General features: G+C 47.9%; 11 protein-coding genes and 1 pseudogene. 9 read left to right on the top strand and 3 right to left on the bottom strand.

What is annotated here, in order from left to right; translation table 11 throughout:
* Positions 1-55: 55 nt before the first annotated feature.
* From MA2_RS00275 to lipA, 3 genes and pseudogenes are all read right to left on the bottom strand, one after another.
* The gene (locus MA2_RS00275; RefSeq protein ID WP_079351990.1) at positions 56-901 is read right to left on the bottom strand and encodes an RNA-guided endonuclease InsQ/TnpB family protein; all 846 of its coding nucleotides are present in this window, start codon (positions 899-901) and stop codon (positions 56-58) included.
* Positions 898-1053 (bottom strand): annotated as a pseudogene (locus MA2_RS10795) (IS607 family transposase); the annotation flags it as partial. The gene MA2_RS00275 and the pseudogene MA2_RS10795, both read right to left, overlap by 4 nt.
* Positions 1054-1424: 371 nt before the next feature.
* Entirely contained in the window at positions 1425-2525 is a 1101-nt protein-coding gene (gene lipA / locus MA2_RS00280) for a lipoyl synthase (RefSeq protein WP_067054742.1), read from the bottom strand.
* A gap of 490 nt (positions 2526-3015) precedes the next feature.
* Here lipA and MA2_RS00285 point away from each other — a divergent pair, with 490 nt between their 5' ends.
* From MA2_RS00285 to MA2_RS00330, 9 genes are all read left to right on the top strand, one after another.
* Complete coding sequence (locus MA2_RS00285; RefSeq protein WP_245945324.1) at positions 3016-4119, top strand: putative oxygenase MesX; 1104 nt, start codon at positions 3016-3018, stop codon at positions 4117-4119.
* Positions 4120-4172: 53 nt separating this feature from the next.
* Positions 4173-5234: a methionine synthase gene (locus MA2_RS00290; RefSeq protein WP_067054745.1), complete on the top strand. Its 1062-nt coding sequence runs from the start codon at positions 4173-4175 to the stop codon at positions 5232-5234.
* A gap of 64 nt (positions 5235-5298) precedes the next feature.
* Entirely contained in the window at positions 5299-5790 is a 492-nt protein-coding gene (locus MA2_RS00295) for a flavin reductase (protein WP_067054749.1), read from the top strand.
* Positions 5791-5906: 116 nt separating this feature from the next.
* A complete protein-coding gene (locus tag MA2_RS00300) occupies positions 5907-6875 on the top strand; it encodes a bile acid:sodium symporter family protein (RefSeq protein WP_067054752.1) in 969 nt (322 codons plus the stop codon).
* A gap of 322 nt (positions 6876-7197) precedes the next feature.
* Positions 7198-9822, top strand: a complete 2625-nt coding sequence (gene acnB, locus MA2_RS00310; protein WP_067055353.1) for a bifunctional aconitate hydratase 2/2-methylisocitrate dehydratase — start codon at positions 7198-7200, stop codon at positions 9820-9822.
* A 323-nt stretch (positions 9823-10145) separates the two neighbouring features.
* Positions 10146-12962 (top strand): pyruvate dehydrogenase (acetyl-transferring), homodimeric type, encoded by a 2817-nt coding sequence (gene aceE, locus MA2_RS00315; RefSeq protein WP_067054760.1) that lies wholly within the window; start codon positions 10146-10148, stop codon positions 12960-12962.
* Between the two features lie 124 nt (positions 12963-13086).
* On the top strand, positions 13087-15165 hold the full coding sequence (locus MA2_RS00320) for a 2-oxo acid dehydrogenase subunit E2 (RefSeq protein ID WP_082781978.1): 2079 nt from the start codon (positions 13087-13089) through the stop codon (positions 15163-15165).
* A 381-nt stretch (positions 15166-15546) separates the two neighbouring features.
* The gene (mnmG, locus tag MA2_RS00325; RefSeq protein ID WP_067055359.1) at positions 15547-17448 is read left to right on the top strand and encodes a tRNA uridine-5-carboxymethylaminomethyl(34) synthesis enzyme MnmG; all 1902 of its coding nucleotides are present in this window, start codon (positions 15547-15549) and stop codon (positions 17446-17448) included.
* A 32-nt stretch (positions 17449-17480) separates the two neighbouring features.
* Positions 17481-18449, top strand: coding sequence for an AEC family transporter (locus MA2_RS00330; RefSeq protein ID WP_067054765.1), 969 nt, complete (start codon positions 17481-17483; stop codon positions 18447-18449).
* Positions 18450-18494: the final 45 nt, after the last annotated feature.

Raw genomic sequence — 18494 nt, forward strand, 5'->3', positions numbered from 1 at the left:
ATGAATTTAACATTTTTGTTTGTGATAGAATATGTTTATTTTATCCTAAAACTTACTATTTAAACACCACCCCTTTAACAAGCTGTGTGGTGAGTTTGTGGCTAAAGTCTTGACGGATATTGCTGATTTTGGCGTGTAATCGTGATAGCTTGGTTTTCGCTTTGGCACGATTGTTACTACCTTTTTGTTTACGACTAAGTTGTTTGCTTAGGCGTTTGAGTTTTTGTAATTGCTGTTTAAGTGGTTTGGGTGCTTGGATTTTTGTACCGTCTGATAATACGGCTAAATCGGTAATACCTAAGTCTATACCTACCACTTTGCCTGTTTTGGGTATGGGCTGTGGTGGGTCTTGTAATTCAACAGCCACCGATACAAACCAGTGGTCGCCTTTTTTAAAAATCTTGGCGGATAAGATTTTACCAGTATGTCGTAGGTTTTCACGCATTTTGACCCAACCAAGGTTAGGAATTTTGATACGTTTGTGGTCTATTTTAAATTGGTCGTTGGATAGGCTAAATCTGTCGTTTACGCCTTTTTTGCGAAATTGTGGGTATTTAGCTTCCCCTTTAAAAAAGCGTTTGAATGCGTCCCCGAGTTGCATGATGGCAAGCTGTGGGCTACATTTGGTAATTTCTAACATAAAGGGAAATTGGGTGCGTTTGATGGCGTTAAGCTGTTTACGCAAGCTGCCTTGCGATGGCCTGTTTAGTTTGCTGATGTCAATTTCAATGCCTTTTGCTAAACAATCATCACGGTAAGCCTTGTCTGCTTGATGTTGGGTTTGCCATTCTGCCAATGCCCAGTTATAGGCAAGGCGAGCCACGCCGCAAGCTTTTGCAAAGTAGGTGGCTTGTTTGTCTGTTGGGTCAAGTCGAATGATGTGTCCACGAATGACTGTCACTCTAATACTTCCTTGACGGCTTCGAGTAGTTTTTTATTTTTTTTACTGCGTGAGCCGTAAAGTCTAGCACTAAATACGGTGATAATTTCGAGTACGTCTTGGGCGAGTTCCTCTTCAAAGGATAGGTTTTCGCCTTGATTGATACTTATTAATCTATTCATAATGGGTATTATTAAATAGATTTAGTTAGATTTCAATAAGCAGTTAGTAACCCTGTCCCCCAAGATGTTGTCACCGTTTGCTAACGTTCGTATCAAACCGACAACACAAAAAGTATCAAACCAACAACACAAAAAAAAGCCAATCGATGAATTGGCTGGCAAAAGTCTTTACACCCACTAAACACAATAGCTACAGGACACAATAGCTACAGGGTTTTACTGTAGCATGTTTTTAGCCTACCGCGCAATGTGGTTAAGCGCTAGTAAAAGGCAAGCATCAAGCCGATATTTGACTTTTTAACCCACACAAAAAAAGGCGCGCTCAACTGCACACCCTTTTTTGGAACAATACTTGAATGATCCTAGCACGCTGTCTGTTTGCTCACCGACGCACCTGCCTTTATATCAGCTTCTGACACAGGATTTTTACCACGAATGGGGCGTGGGCATGGCTCGCCGTAATACTGGCGATCGGCAAAATAGCTTGAGCGCACCATCGGGCCTGCCCAAACGTTAAAAAAGCCCAATTTTTTGCCATACGCCATATAGCGGTCAAATTCATCAGGATGAACAAAACGATCTACAGGCGCGTGACTTTTACTTGGTGCAAGGTATTGCCCAATCGTCACCAAATCCACGTCATGCGCTTTTAAATCATCCAGCAGCGCATAAACTTCTTCTTCAGTCTCACCCAAACCGACCATAAAACCGCATTTGGTTGGCAAATCGGGGCGGCGTGCCTTGTATTGTTTGAGCAAATCTAGTGAATGTTGATAGTCCGAACCAGGGCGAAATGCTTTGTATAGCCGTGGCACGGTTTCGATGTTGTGGTTGAACACATCGGGCGCAGTCTCGACCAACGTATCAAGCGCAATCTGCATACGCCCCCGAAAATCGGGCACCAAAATTTCAATCAAGCAATTAGGCGATAGCGCGCGCGTACGCTCGATGACCTCGGCAAAATGTCCTGCGCCACCATCGACCAGATCATCGCGATCTACCGATGTGATCACGGCATATTTTAGACCCATATCACTGATGGTTTCGGCGGTATGGCGCGGCTCGTCAGTGTCAAGCGGGCGTGGGCGACCGTGTGCCACATCACAAAACGGACAACGCCGCGTGCAAATATCGCCCATAATCATAAATGTTGCCGTACCATCGCCAAAACATTCAGGTAAATTGGGGCAAGCAGCTTCCTCACAGACGGTATATAGGTTGTTGCGGCGCAAAGTGGATTTGATACGCTCAACCTCTGCCGATGACGACAGTTTAACGCGAATCCAATCGGGTTTTTTGGGCGCAACTTCAGTGGGAATGATTTTAATAGGAATTCGCGCTACTTTGTCATGTCCGCGCAGCTTTTCGCCAACTTCGGGGCGTCTGACGGCGGCACGCGCAGCAGGTGGGGTGGGGCGCGTTGTCTCGGCGGTTGGGTTATGGGTTTGCACAACGTCAGTCATAAAAGTTCCTTGTTCTTATATAGCAGCGATTTACGTCGGCTGTTATGTATCACGCCATTATAGCAAATCGCCGCTTGTTTGGCAGCTTTGCTTGCTGGTCAAAAAGCGGATTGTTGGTTACTTGATTGGCAAAAATCATATGACACCTAAATTTAACGATTGATATTAACGCGCACCTGATGTTAAAGCGCGCCATGATTTGCCGTCGGCATGACTTTCAAAAAATCAACAGAAAAAAAAATCAGCCATCAATAACAAGTTTTAACTTATTGTATGCTAAGTGCCTAAAAATCAAGGTATTAGTTTGCTAGGCGCGTCGATATGTTGTTGTGGTCTGATGTCATTGCCACAATCGCAAAGCAATAAAAATTTCTAAAATGAATTTTATTCAACTTATTTTAGAATAATATCATTTTTATTCATGTTAAAAATCAGGTATAAATAGCGGCATAGATTAAAACCTAAAATCTTACAAGATGTAAGATTAATTGTGTCAGATAACCCGTTAGCCAAAGGTGATTTAGCGATGACGACTTCAACCCAACCGACTTCAACCCAACCGACTTCAACCCAACCGACTTCAACCCAACCGACTTCAACCCAACCGACTTCAACCCAACCGTTTGCTTGTTCAGTCCAGCGCATTCGTTTTGATGAAAACTATGTGCCTGCCAAAAGCACACGCTTGACAACCAATTTTGCCAACCTTGCACGCGGTGAGCGCCGTCAGCAAAACCTGCAAAATACGTTGAACATGATTAACAACCGCTTCAACAATCTGGCGCATTGGGATAACCCAACGGGCGATCGCTACCGCGTTGAGCTTGACATCGTATCACTTGATTTGGATATCGAAGGCAATGGCGAGCGTTTTCCTGCCATCGAGATGCTGCACACTACCATCATTGATCAACAAACCCACACACGCATCAGCGGCATTGTCGGCAACAGTTTTTCATCGTATGTGCGCGATTATGACTTTAGTGTGTGGCTGCGTCGTCACAACAATAACTACCAAAACACTGACTTCACAGTCCCCGATAACTTTGGCGTGCTGCATGGCAAGTTGTTTAAATACCTGTTAGAATCAGATGAGTTTCGCCAGCAATTTCCCAAATCGCCTGTGATTTGCCTAAGTGTTTCGACAACAAAAACTTACGAGCGCACAACCAACGTGCATCCAATTCTTGGCGTAGAGTACCGCCAAGATGCGTATTCGCTGACCGATGAATACTTTGCTCACATGGGCTTACGTGTGCGTTACTTTATGCCGCCCAATGCGGTTGCCCCGTTGGCGTTTTATTTCTCAGGCGATTTGCTCAACGATTACAGCAACCTTGAGCTGATTGGTGCCATCAGCACGATGGAGTCATTCCAAAAAATTTACCGCCCAGAGATTTATAACGCCAATTCGGCAGCAGGGCAGGTGTATCAGCCAAGTTTGACGTATGACGATTATTCATTGACAAATATCGACTATGACCGTGACGAGCGCACGCAGCTTGCTATCGAACAAGGTAACTACACCGAGACCAACTTCATCGAGCCATTTCGCAATGTGTTAGCACAGTGGGCAGGCGTGGATGTTGTTTAGTGTTTTATATTTAATTTAATAATTTAATTAATTTAAAAAAATAGGAAGATTTTATGACGCAATCAGCAAACCGTATCGCCCAGCTACAGCGACTACCCACCTCAACTGCAGGTAGCTTGCCGAAGCCTGCGTGGTTGGCAGAACCTGAAAAACTGTGGTCAGAATGGAGAGTCACAGGCGATGACTTGCAACAAGCCAAATATGACGCGCTGTTGGTATCACTGCAAGAACAAACTGCCGCAGGGCTTGATATCGTCAGCGATGGCGAGCAAACCCGTCAGCACTTTGTCACCACCTTTATTGAGCATCTTAATGGTGTGGATTTTAACCAACGCCAAACGGTCAAAATTCGTAACCGCTACGATGCCAGCGTGCCAAGCGTTGTAGACGCGGTGTCGCGCTCCAAGGCGGTATTTGTTGAAGATGCGCAGTTTTTGCGTCGTCACACCGACCGCGTCATCAAATGGGCATTACCAGGCCCGATGACCATGGTTGATACCTTGTATGATGCGCACTACAAAAGCCGTGAAAAATTGGCATGGGAATTTGCCACCATTTTGAACCAAGAAGCCAAAGAATTGGCGGCAGCAGGTGTGGATATTATTCAGTTTGATGAACCAGCGTTCAACGTGTTTTTTGATGAGGTTCACGATTGGGGCATGGCGGCATTAGAACGCGCTTGTGAAGGCTTAGCCGATATGGGTTGTCAAACCGCGGTGCATATCTGTTATGGCTATGGCATCAAAGCAAACACCGATTGGAAACAGACACTGGGCAGCGAGTGGCGACAATACGAAGAAGTATTCCCAAAACTGCAAGCGTCATGCTTGGACATGATTTCATTGGAATCGCAAAATTCACGCGTGCCGATGGATTTGATGGAGCTGATTCGCGGCAAAAAGGTCATGGTGGGCGCGATTGACGTGGCGACCGACACCATCGAAACGCCTGAACAAGTTGCCGATACCTTGCGCAAGGCATTACAATTTGTCGATGCCGATAAGCTGTATCCTTCAACCAACTGTGGCATGACGCCGCTATCACGCGCGGTTGCCCGTGGCAAGCTTGCAGCTTTGACAGCAGGGGCAGCACTTGTGCGTCGTGAATTGGCATAAGCCAATCGCACGCGGTGTTTTTTAGGGTCAAAAAGTTATAACAGTAAAAGGTAAGCAAATACAAATGGTAGCAGCGAGCGATTTTCGAAACGCCATGGCAATGCTCAGTAGCGCGGTCAATGTGGTAACCACCGCAGGTGAGGCAGGGCGGCACGGCTTTACCGCATCGGCGGTGTGTAGCGTCACCGATGCGCCACCGACCTTGCTGGTGTGCATGAATACCGCGTCACGCTCTTACCAGTATTTTGTTGAAAACCGTGTGCTAGCGGTGAATGTGCTTGCCGAACACCATGAGCCGCTGTCGAACAGCTTTGCCTCCAAAATGAGCTCTGAGGAGCGTTTTGGACAAGCTGAGTGGACAACGTTGGCAACGGGTTCACCGATTTTGACCAATGCGCTGGTGAGTTTTGATTGCCAAATTGAGCAAATCCAAGAAATTGGTACGCATGGTATCTTTATGTGCCGCATTGTCGCCTTGCGTCAAAATGACCACGATCAAGGATTGGTGTATTTTAACCGTGCGTATCACCGTGTGGGTACGCCCAAAATCGGTTAGCATGGTTTAATTGACCCTATTCCGGTGGTTTTTTCGCTGTTTGTTGTTGCGCGCCTGCTATTGGTCATGAACCAGTAGCAGGTCTTTTCATGTTGAGATAAAGGGATATTACGATCATGAACCGACCCAAGTATTTGCCCGATAATTTTAGCCTGCTGATTATGCTGATGGTGGTGCTTGCCAGTATTGTGCCGATAGCGGGCACGCCTGCGCGCGTATTTAGCCACATGACAGATGTTGCCGTTGGGCTGCTGTTTTTTTTGCATGGGGCAAAATTATCGCGTGAAGCGGTGCTTGAGGGCTTGCTGCATTGGCGGCTGCATTTGATGATTTTTGCCGCCACGTTTGTGCTGTATCCACTGCTTGCGCTTGTTATGAAGCCGTTGGTCATGCCATTTATCACGCCTGAGCTATACATGGGCTTTGTTTATCTATGCCTGTTGCCCTCAACAGTGCAATCCTCGATTGCGTTTGTGTCGATTGCTAAAGGCAATGTGCCTGCGGCGGTGTGCAGCGCGTCTGCGTCCAATATCATCGGGATTTTTCTGACACCTGTGTTGGTTGGGCTGTTTTTAAATCAGTCAGTAGACGGCGCAGGTGGTGTCGGCATGGGCGTAGTCGGCAAAATCGTTGGGCTGCTACTGGTGCCGTTTATTTTGGGGCAAATTGTTCGCCCACGGATGATCAATTTTTTAAAACAGCATGGCAAATTGGTCAAGGTGGTCGATCAAGGCTCGATTTTGATGGTGGTGTATTCGGCATTTAGCGCAGCGGTGATTGAAGGCATTTGGCAGCAAGTGTCATGGGCGACATTGGCCTATCTCATCATCATTTGCTTAATCATGTTGGCTATTATCATGGTCGTGCTGCAAGTGAGCAGTAAAAAACTTGGCTTTAACCGCGCTGATCGGATCACGATTTTGTTTTGCGGTTCCAAAAAAACTTTGGCAAGTGGCGTGCCCATGGCAAAGATTTTGTTTGCAGGGCAGCCCTATGGTATGCTGATTTTGCCGTTGATGTTGTTTCATCAAATTCAACTGTTGGTGTGCGGTATTTTGGCAGCTCAGTTGGCAAAAAATAGCTAGCCAAATTGCCTACCATGGAGCAAATTGCCAAGCCACACAAACGCAGTTTATTTTGCTAAAAAATGCCAAAACGGCGTTTATATTTTTTATATAAATAATCGTTATAGCCGCACGCTGCACGATTTTGGCAGCATTTTGCCTTAACTTTTTGCCATAAATACGGTATAGTAAGGCGATTATAGTCAATAAAAATTGATACCCCGCATTGCCCTTGCTGTGTACAAACCAATCTTGGCAAGGCTTGGGCAATTTGCTAGGCAAGATGATATTTTAATAGCTCGCCGAAAGCCCAACTTAACCATCAACAATCAGAGGGATGATTATGTTAGAAAATTATCGCAAACACGTCGAAGAACGCGCCGCACAAGGTGTCGTACCGCAACCACTCAACGAACACCAAGTTGCTGAATTGGTTGAAGGGCTTAAAAATCCGCCTGCCGATGAAGGCGATTTTTTGTTGGACTTACTAGAAAACCGCATCCCACCAGGGGTAGACCAAGCAGCGTATGTAAAAGCGGCATTTTTGGCAGATATCGTCAAAGGCAACGCGCAATCGCCTTTGATAGATCAGAAAAAAGCCATTGAATTGTTGGGTACCATGCAAGGTGGCTACAATGTTCAGCCATTGATTGAGGCATTGGACGACAAACAATTGGCAGCCGATGCTGCTGACGCGCTTAAACATACCTTGTTGGTGTTTGATGCGTTTCATGATGTGGCAGAAAAAGCTGACGCAGGCAACGAGTACGCCAAAGCTGTGATCCAGTCTTGGGCAGATGCTGAGTGGTTCACCAGCCGCAAGCCTGTACCAGAAAAAATGACTTATAAAACCTTTAAAGTCACAGGCGAAACCAACACCGACGACCTATCGCCTGCACAAGACGCGTGGAGCCGCCCCGATATTCCATTGCACGCACTGGCAATGCTCAAAAACGCCCGTGACGGCATCCACCCTGATGAAGACGGTGTGATTGGTCCGATGAAGCAAATCGAAGCGCTTAAAGCCGATGGCATTCCGTTAGCATACGTTGGTGACGTGGTTGGTACAGGTTCAAGCCGTAAATCAGCCACTAACTCAGTGCTATGGCTGATGGGCGATGACATCAAAGGTGTACCAAACAAACGCGCAGGCGGCTTGGTTTTGGGTGGTAAAATCGCACCGATTTTCTTTAATACGATGGAAGACGCAGGCTCATTGCCGATCGAGACGGATGTGTCGGGCTTGAACATGGGTGATGTGTTTGACATCTATCCACACGATGGCAAAATTACCCGTCATGATTCTGACGAGGTGATCTCAACCTTTACCCTAAAATCACCCACTTTGTTGGATGAAGTGCGTGCAGGTGGTCGTATTCCGTTGATTATCGGACGCGCTTTGACCAATCGTGCGCGTGATTATTTGGGCTTGCCAGCCTCAGACGTATTTATCAAACCTGTACAACCTGCTGATACAGGCAAAGGCTATACCTTGGCGCAAAAAATGGTGGGTAAAGCTTGCGGCGTAGAGGGTGTGCGTCCTGGTACTTATTGCGAACCTAAGATGACCACGGTTGGCTCACAAGATACCACAGGTCCGATGACCCGTGATGAGCTCAAAGACTTGGCGTGTCTAGGTTTTAGTGCAGATTTGGTCATGCAGTCATTCTGCCACACTGCAGCTTATCCAAAACCTATCGACGTAGAAACCCAACACACCTTGCCTGATTTTATCATGAATCGCGGCGGTGTAAGCTTGCGCCCTGGTGATGGTATCATCCACTCATGGCTTAACCGTATGTTGTTACCTGATACCGTGGGTACTGGTGGTGACTCGCATACCCGTTTTCCTATGGGCATCTCATTTCCTGCAGGTTCTGGTTTGGTTGCGTTCGCGGCAGCTACTGGCGTGATGCCACTGGATATGCCAGAGTCAGTGCGCGTGCGCTTTGTGGGTGAGATGCAGCCTGGTATCACCTTGCGTGACCTTGTCCATGCTATCCCTTATCAAGCGATTCAAGAGGGCTTGCTGACCGTTGAAAAAGCAGGTAAGAAAAACGTCTTTAATGGACGTATTTTAGAAATTGAAGGCTTAGAGAACTTGACCGTTGAGCAAGCGTTTGAATTGTCAGATGCTTCAGCAGAGCGTTCTGCGGCAGGTTGTACCATCACCTTGTCTGAAGAGTCGGTAAAAGAGTACCTTAACTCTAATATCACCTTGCTAAAATGGATGATCGCTGAAGGCTATGGCGATGCGCGTACCTTGGCACGCCGCATTCAAGGCATGGAGGAATGGCTCGCCAACCCAAGTCTTATGCGCGCCGATGAAGACGCTGAATATGCAGCGGACATCGTCATTGATATGTCAGAGATTAAAGAGCCAATTTTGTGCTGCCCAAATGACCCAGACGATGCCAAAACCTTGGCAGACGTAGCAGGTGACAAGATTGATGAAGTGTTCATTGGTTCTTGTATGACCAATATCGGTCATTTCCGCGCGGCAGGTGAACTGCTTAAAGAAGTACCAGCAGGTAGCCTTGTGACCCGTCTGTGGATCGCGCCACCTACCAAAATGGACGCGCGTCAGTTGATGGATGAAGGCTTGTACAACGTGTACGCCCAAGCAGGCGCGCGCACTGAAATGCCAGGTTGTTCATTGTGCATGGGTAACCAAGCGCGTATTGCGCCAAAATCAACCGCGGTTTCGACCTCAACGCGTAACTTCCCGAACCGTTTAGGTCAAGGTGCTAATGTGTATCTAGCATCGGCAGAACTAGCGGCTGTGGCAGCCGTGTTAGGACGCTTGCCAACCAATGATGAGTACCAAAAATACGCGAGCAAAATCAATAGCATGTCAAAAGACATCTACAAATACATGAATTTTGACCGCATGGCAGAGTACACTAAAGAAGCCAACGAAGTCGATGTCGAAGCAGTCAGCAAAATTGACGTGGCACAACTTGCCTAATTAATCGACTGACTGGCGGTTATACAAAAGCCCTATCACACTGATGGGGCTTTTTGTTACAATGAATTTGTAGCAAAATTCTGGTTATTTAGTAAAAAAATAGTTAGCGTAAAAAAGCTAAAATAAAGAAATACACGTGTGGTTTAAATTGTCAGCGAAAGTTTGTAAGATAGACCTAAGCCGACGTGTATGTAATGTGAGCGGATTAGTTATAGGCTGGCTATTTTAGTAACTGATGTATTTGGATGTTATTGTAAAAAAGTACGATTTTAACCCATCACAACTTCAACCCGCTGTCATTTTTCAACCATAAGGAACCGAAGATGCAACAACAGCAATATTATAATGACCCCGATAACCAAGAAACCCAAGAATGGCTTGAGGCGTTTGAATCGGTGATCAAACACGCCGATAAAGATCGTGCCAAGTTTTTGCTTAAAGCCTTGTATGACAAAGCTGTGCAAGAAGGCGTGATGTTTAATCGCCTTGAGACTGCGTATATCAATACCATTCCTGTCGAAGACCAACCAAGCTACCCTGGTAACCTTGGCATTGAGCACCGCATCCGCGCAATGGTGCGCTACAACGCCGTGGCGATGGTCATGCGCGCCAACAAATCAGGCGATGACCTAGGTGGACATTTGGCGACATTTGCCTCAAGCGCAACCTTGTATGAAACAGGATTTAACCATTTTTGGCGTGCCGCTACCGAAGACTTTGGCGGTGACATGATTTATTATCAAGGGCATTCATCACCAGGGATGTACGCGCGTTCGTTCCTAGAAGGTCGCTTGAGTGAAGAACAACTGATTAACTTTCGCCGTGAGGTTGGTGGCAAAGGCCTACCCAGCTACCCACACCCATACTTGATGCCCGACTATTGGCAATTCCCAACTGTGTCGATGGGTCTAGGACCAATCATGTCGATTTATCACGGCCATGTTCAAAAATACCTAGAAAACCGTGGCTTGATCCCACAACAAAACCGTAAGATTTGGGCATTTTTGGGCGACGGTGAGACCGATGAGCCAGAAACCTTGGGTGCAATTTCACTGGCAGGTCGCGAAAAACTTGACAACCTTATTTGGGTGATTAACTGTAACTTGCAGCGTCTTGATGGTCCTGTGCGTGGTAACGGCAAAATCATTCAAGAGCTTGAATCAGTATTCCGCGGCGCAGGTTGGCGTGTGATCAAACTGGTTTGGGGTAGCAACTGGGACCCACTACTTGCCAAGGATACCTCAGGCGCGTTAAAACGCCGTATGCAAGAAGTCGTCGATGGTGAGTACCAGCTTTATGAAGCGCGTGATGGCGCGTTTGTGCGTGAGCATTTCTTTAACAAATACCCTGAACTTAAAGAAATGGCAGACCATCTGACCGATGATGAAATCGCCCATCTAAACCGCGGTGGACACGATCCGATCAAGATTTACACCGCGTTTAGTGAGGCAATGAAAACCAAAGGGCAGCCAACCGTTATTTTGGCAAAAACTGTCAAAGGTTATGGTTTGTCAGTACAAGCGCAAGCGGTCAATAAAGCCCACCAAATCAAAAAATTAGATATCGAGGGCTTGCAATATTTCCGCGATCGTTTCAATTTGCCATTTACCGATGAGCAGCTTGATGAATTGCCGTTTTATCGCCCTGCCGAAGATTCGCCAGAGTCTAAATACTTAAAAGCGCGTCGTGAAGCGTTGGGTGGTCACTTGCCAAACCGTCGTAGTGGGCATATCCCGCTAGAAATTCCTAGCCTTGATATGTTTGATAAAGTACTCCAAGGTAGCGGTGGCAAAGAGCAATCAACCACGATGGTCTTTGTGCGCTTACTGTCTGCTATGCTCAAAAACAAAGCGATTCAAGAGCGCGTGGTACCAATCGTGCCCGATGAAGCGCGTACTTTCGGGCTTGAGGGTATGTTCCGTCAGCTAGGGATTTACTCATCAGCAGGGCAAAACTACACGCCAGAAGACAGCGAAGCCTTGATGGGCTACAAAGAAGCCAAAGATGGGCATATGCTTGAAGAGGGTATCAACGAAGCAGGCGCGATGAGCGCGTGGATTGCCTTGGCAACCAGTTATTCAGTCAACGCCTTGCCGATGATTCCGTTCTACATCTATTACTCCATGTTTGGTTTCCAACGCGTGGGTGATTTGGCATGGGCAGCAGGTGACTGCCAAGCGCAAGGCTTCTTGATGGGCGGTACAGCAGGACGTACAACCTTGAACGGTGAGGGTTTGCAGCACCAAGACGGTCATCATATGGTATTGTTTAACACCGTACCAAACTGTGTGTCGTATGACCCATGCTATGGCTATGAGTTGGGCGTGATCATTCACGATGGCCTAAAACGCATGTATGCTGACGGTGAGCGCGTGTACTATTATATCACGTTGATGAATGAAAACTACGAGCACCCAGCCATGCCTGAGGGTGTAGAAGAAGGCATCAAGCGTGGTATGTACCTACTTGAAGATCGTGGTGCCAAGCAAGTACAGTTACTAGGTTCGGGCGTGATTTTGCGTGAAGTACAAAAAGCCGCACAAATTTTGGCAGATGAGTTCAACATTCAAGCCAACGTGTGGAGCGTGACCAGCTTCAACGAACTAGCACGCGATGGTATGGCAACCGACGAATACAACCGCCTGCACCCACTTGAAGAACAAAAGACCCCATGGGTTACCGAGCAGTTAGCGCAGCATGAAGGTGTGGTTGTGGCAGCAACTGACTATATCCGCGCATTCTCAGAGCAAATCCGCGCTTGGTTGCCTGACTCACGCCCATACGCAACCTTAGGCACTGACGGCTTTGGACGCTCAGACAGCCGCGCGCAATTGCGCAGCTTCTTTAAAGTGGATGCCGCGCACATCGTGGTTGCTACGCTAAAACTGCTTGCTGACGAAGGTGAAGTTGATCCACGCTTGGTTAAAGATGCGATTAACAGCTTTGGTATCGATACCGAAGCACCACCTGCTTGGTACCCACCACAGCAAATCGACCAATCACCAGATGCGCCAGCACCACGCGGTGCTCATCCTAAACCTGTACCACAGTTGATAGAAGAGGATGATGAGGCGATCTCAACAGAAGGCAAGGCAGAAGACCAGGCCGATGCGCCGCTTATCAACGACAAGCCAGAATAAACCCAAACTGCCAAGCCGCCGCAAGGCTTGGCGCGTACCCTACAAACAAGCAGGTGCGGCGCTTATGGTGCTGTACTTGCTGCATAAATGTTACCAAAATATCAAAAAAACGAAGGACAACGACATGCAAATTAAAGTACCCGATTTGGGTGTGGACAGTGCCGAAGTCAGCGAAATTATGGTGAAAGTTGGCGATACGATTGCCAAAGATGACAATATTGTTTTGCTAGAATCTGACAAAGCCTCAGTCGAAGTACCCGCCAGTGCAGCAGGCAAAATCAGTCATATCGCTGTTAAAGTGGGTGACAGCGTCAAAGAAGGCGATGTTTTGCTTGAAGTTGAAGACGCAGCAGGCGAAAATGACAGCAGCGCAGGCAATGCTGCCGACGATGCCCAACCCCAAAAAGCTGATAACGACACCCAAAATAGTGCCGATCAAAATCAACAATCGACTCAAACGCAACCTGCTCAACCAGCCGCGCAAGCCCAAGCCCAGAGCAGCCAAGGTAGTGAGCAAACCTATCAGCTGCCTGATCTAGGCGTAGAAACAGCAGACGTAGCAGAATGGCTAGTCAAAGAAGGTGACAGCGTCGAAAAAGACCAACCATTGGTGTTGGTTGAATCGGACAAAGCCTCAGTTGAAGTACCAGCACCAGCTGCAGGTAGAATTGTCAAATGCTTGGTACAGGCAGGTGATAGCGTCAGCAATGGGCAGGATTTTGTTGTCATCGCAGGTGCTAGCAGCGATGCTGCCCAAAAAACAGCCCCCCAAAAAACAGCTGATAACACCCAAACAACACAACCAACAGCTAGCCAACCTGCCAACAACCAACCAGCCGCGCAAGCCCAAGCCCAGAGCAGCCAAGGTGGTAAGCAAACCTATCAGCTGCCTGATCTAGGCGTAGAAACAGCAGACGTAGCAGAATGGCTAGTCAAAGAAGGCGACAGCGTCGAAAAAGACCAACCATTGGTGTTGGTTGAATCGGACAAAGCCTCAGTTGAAGTACCAGCACCAGCTGCAGGTAGAATTGTCAAATGCTTGGTACAGGCAGGTGATAGCGTCAGCAATGGGCAGGATTTTGTTGTCATCGCAGGTACAGAGCAAACGAGCCAACCAGCTGCCGCTGCACAGCCACAAACAGCGCAAAAAACCACAGAGATTGAACCGCCTAAACAAGCAGCTAGCAGTCAGCCTACACAAACGGCAGCCAGTAGCAACCCAACGCAAAGCCAGTCACAGTTGAGTGAAGCCGAGCTAAATGCCAAATCTGCGAACGTCTATGCAGGCCCTGCTGTGCGTAAGCTTACCCGTCAGCTTGGTGTGGATATCAACCAAGTCAAAGGTAGCGGCAAACACGGACGGATTATCAAAGATGATGTCTTTGCCTATGTTAAAACCCAAATGCAGGGTGTGAAAAACGCACCTTCTGCAAGCGGTACAACACCAACAGCGGCGCGTGGTGGTTTGCCTGCCTTACCAGATATGAGCAAGGCTGAGATTTGGGGTGATATCGAACGCCAAGACCTAAGCCGCTTGCAAAAAGTTTCAATCCCGCAGCTTAATTACAACACCTACTTGCCACAGGTCACCCAGTTTGATTTATCAGACATCACGGATACCGAGCAGTTACGTGTTAGCTTAAAAGAAGACTTTAAAAAACAAGGTGTTAGTCTGACGATTTTAGCATTTATCATGAAAGCCACTGCATACGCCTTGCAACAGTTTCCCAAATTTAACAGCCATTTGAGTGATGATAACACGCAAATTTTGGTGCGCAAATCAGTACATATGGGCTTTGCGGTGGCAACCGATGACGGCTTGACCGTGCCTGTGATCCAAAACGTACAGAACAAGGGTATCAAGCAAATCGCCATCGAAATCGGTGAGCTTGCCAAAAAAGCACGTGACAAAAAACTGACTGCCAAAGAGCTAACAGGCGCGTCGTTTACCATCTCAAGCCAAGGCAACTTGGGCGGCACATATTTCACCCCACTGGTAAATTGGCCGCAAGTGGCGATCTTGGGCGTCAGTGAAGCCAGCATGCAGCCACGTTGGAATGCTGATAGCCAAAGCTTTGAGCCACGCTTGATGCTGCCATTGTCGTTGTCGTATGACCATCGCGTGATTAACGGTGCTGATGCGGCGGTATTCACACGCTATGTTGCCAACTTACTGGCTGACCCACGTCGCATTTTGTTCTAGACGTTAAGCGGTTTTGGTTTTAAGCCAAATAAAAAAGCCTGTCGCAAGTCCGACAGGTTTTTTATTGCTGTAAGCGTGGGTTGGTAGCGGTTTTGGGTGCATAATATTGGTTGTGTGCGCATGGCTTGATGAGGTGGTAGTACCCAGTGCAACGTACCAAATGAGCGATTTTTTCAAAAAATATCGGCAATTGGGTGTTTTAAATTAAAAAAATAAACTAAAAATTTAAAATATATCTATATTTTGGTTACGTTGATTTTGATTTTTTTAGAATAAAAATGCCTTAAAATCAATGTGGTTTTATCCAAAAGTTGATTTGGTGTATAATAGTCCGTTTCTTTAAAAATGGGTGCAAACCCATTGGACATAAGCGAGGGCGTGATGAAATATCCCAAAATATATGATGTAATCGTCATTGGTGGCGGACACGCAGGCACAGAGGCGGCGTTGGCAGCGGCGCGGATGGGGCAACAGACCTTGCTTTTGACGCACAACATCGAAACTTTGGGGCAAATGAGCTGTAATCCTGCAATCGGCGGCATTGGTAAGTCACATTTGGTGCGCGAGGTCGATGCGTTAGGTGGCGCAATGGCACTGGCAACGGATAAGGCAGGGATTCAATTTCGCGTGCTCAACAGCCGCAAAGGCGCGGCGGTACGGGCAACGCGTGCGCAAGCCGACCGCATGTTGTACAAAGCGGCGATTCGCTATACCCTTGAAAATCAACCAAATTTGGATTTATTTCAGCAAGCTGCAGATGACCTCATTGTGCAAGATGGCAAGGCGGTGGGCGTTGTTACCCAATCGGGCATTGAATTTGCTTGCGGTGCGGTGGTTTTGACCACGGGCACGTTTTTGGGCGGGATTATTCATATTGGCTTGCAGCAGCACCAAGGCGGACGTGCAGGCGACCCACCTGCTTTGCGTTTGGCGCAGCGTTTGCGTGATCTCAATTTGCCTGTGGGGCGGCTAAAAACAGGCACGCCCCCACGCATCGATGCGCGCACGGTGGATTTTAGCGTGATGACGGTGCAGCCAGGAGACACGCCATTGCCTGTGATGTCGTACATGGGCAACGTCCACATGCATCCACGCCAAATTAACTGCTATATCACCCACACCAACACGCAAACGCATGACATCATCCGCGCAGGGCTTGATCGATCGCCGATGTATTCGGGCGTGATTGAGGGGGTGGGGCCACGTTATTGCCCATCGATTGAAGACAAAATTCATCGGTTTGCCGATAAAGACAGCCACCAGATTTTTATTGAGCCTGAAGGCTTGACGACGCATGAGCTGTATCCCAATGGTATCTCAACCAGTCTGCCGTTTGATGTTCAGCTTGCGTTGGTGCGCTCAATGAAAGGCTTGGAAAACGCGCATATTTTGCGCCCTGGTTATGCCATCGAATACGATTATTTTGACCCCCAAAACTTGCAGCCAAGTCTTGAAACCAAGTCGATTGAAAATCTGTATTTTGCTGGTCAAATTAACGGCACAACAGGCTATGAAGAGGCAGCAGCACAGGGAATTTTGGCAGGTATCAATGCTGCACGGCGCACCCAAGGTTTGCCTGCATGGACACCGCGCCGTGACCAAGCATATTTGGGCGTGTTGGTTGATGATCTTATCACGCATGGCACCAAAGAGCCGTATCGCATGTTTACCAGTCGTGCTGAGTACCGCCTGCTGCTGCGCGAGGACAATGCCGACCAGCGTTTGACTGAAATCGGGCGTGAGTTAGGCGTGGTCGATGACGCGCGTTGGCAAGCGTATAGCGAGAAAGTCGAAGCGATTGAGCGCGAAACCCAGCGCCTCAAAGCCTTATGGGCAACACCACACAACGCGCTAGGGCAAGCCTTAATGGCCAATACTGATGAGGTTTTGACCAAAGAGAGTACCGCGCTTGATTTGTTAAAACGCCCAAACATCAGCTTTGCCACGCTTGCGCCTTTGACCGAATCCGCCGTCGCGCCTGAGGTTGGCGAGCAAATCGAAATCGGCGTGAAATACGCAGGTTATATTGACCGCCAAGCTGCCGAAATTGGGCAGATGAAAAAACTTGAACACATGGCATTGCCTGTTGATTTTGATTACGCACAGGTATCGGGCTTGTCCAATGAGATCGTGCAAAAACTTGCCCACGTGCGTCCTGCCAGTTTGGCGCAGGCAAGCCGTATCAGTGGTGTGACCCCAGCAGCGATTCAGTTGTTGATGATGACTTTAAAAAAACAACAGCTCAAACGCCAACAAGCCGATGACCATGTACCCATGGCATAAACGCTGCAATGGGCGACGACTAAGGCAAACCGATGGATAGCACGTTGTGGTTTGCCGCATTGGTGTTTGCGCTAACTATCACCTTGCCCAACTTGCTGATCATGGCGTTGGGTTTGGCGATGCGGCGTTGGGGGCAGATTAATGCCAATTTTGTCGATATTGCTTCGGCGCTAGTGTTTCGCTATTGTCTGCCATGTTTGCTGTTTTTTAGTGTATCGGGTAGTAGCGTTGATATTAGCTCGCAGCTACCGCTCATTGGCGCAGGCGTGTTGGTGACCTTGCTACTATTCATCGGAGCAGAGCTGTACGCGCGCTGGCGCATCACTGACCCTGCTGACCAAGGTGTATTTGTGCAAGGTGTGTATCGCAGCAACATGGCAATCATGTCGCTTGCGACCGTTGCCAATGCGTATGGCAAAGTAGGCTTGAGCGTTGGCGCGGTGTATATGGGTGTGGTGACGATTTTGTTCAATGTTTTAGCTGTCATCACACTCAGCCGCACCCAGCAGCACACCTCGATGGGCGCGCGCATCATTAATATGGGCAAAACTATGCTCAAAAACCCGCTGATTATCGCGTTGGTAGCGGCTTTTGTGTATAAAGGCTTGCACTTGCCGCCTTTGCCGACGGTGATTCATCACACGGGGGATTTGTTGGCGGCGATGGCATTGCCGTTGGCATTGATTTGTGCAGGTGCGAGTTTGGATTTTGCCTCGATGTTGCGCCTGTCGGGTGTATCGATGCAGGCAAGCTTAGGACGGGTGATTGTTGCGCCGTTGGTTGCCGTGGCAGTGGGGCTAGCTTTTGGCTTGCCGCCATTGTCAATGGGTGTGCTATTTTTGATGGTTGCATCACCCGTTGCGGCAGCAAGTTATGTCATGGCAAAGGCGATGGGTGCAAATGACGTGGCCGCTGCCAATATCTTGGCGTTTACCACCGTGGTATCGATGTTGAGCATGGCGGTGGGTGCAGGGATGTTGCGTGCGTTTGGCTTAATGTAAAAATTGTCAGACGGCTGGTTTACCAAAGTTTTAAACTTAAGTTTT

It is taken from the genome of Moraxella atlantae NBRC 14588, from assembly GCF_001591265.1.
GTDB lineage: Bacteria > Pseudomonadota > Gammaproteobacteria > Pseudomonadales > Moraxellaceae > Faucicola > Faucicola atlantae.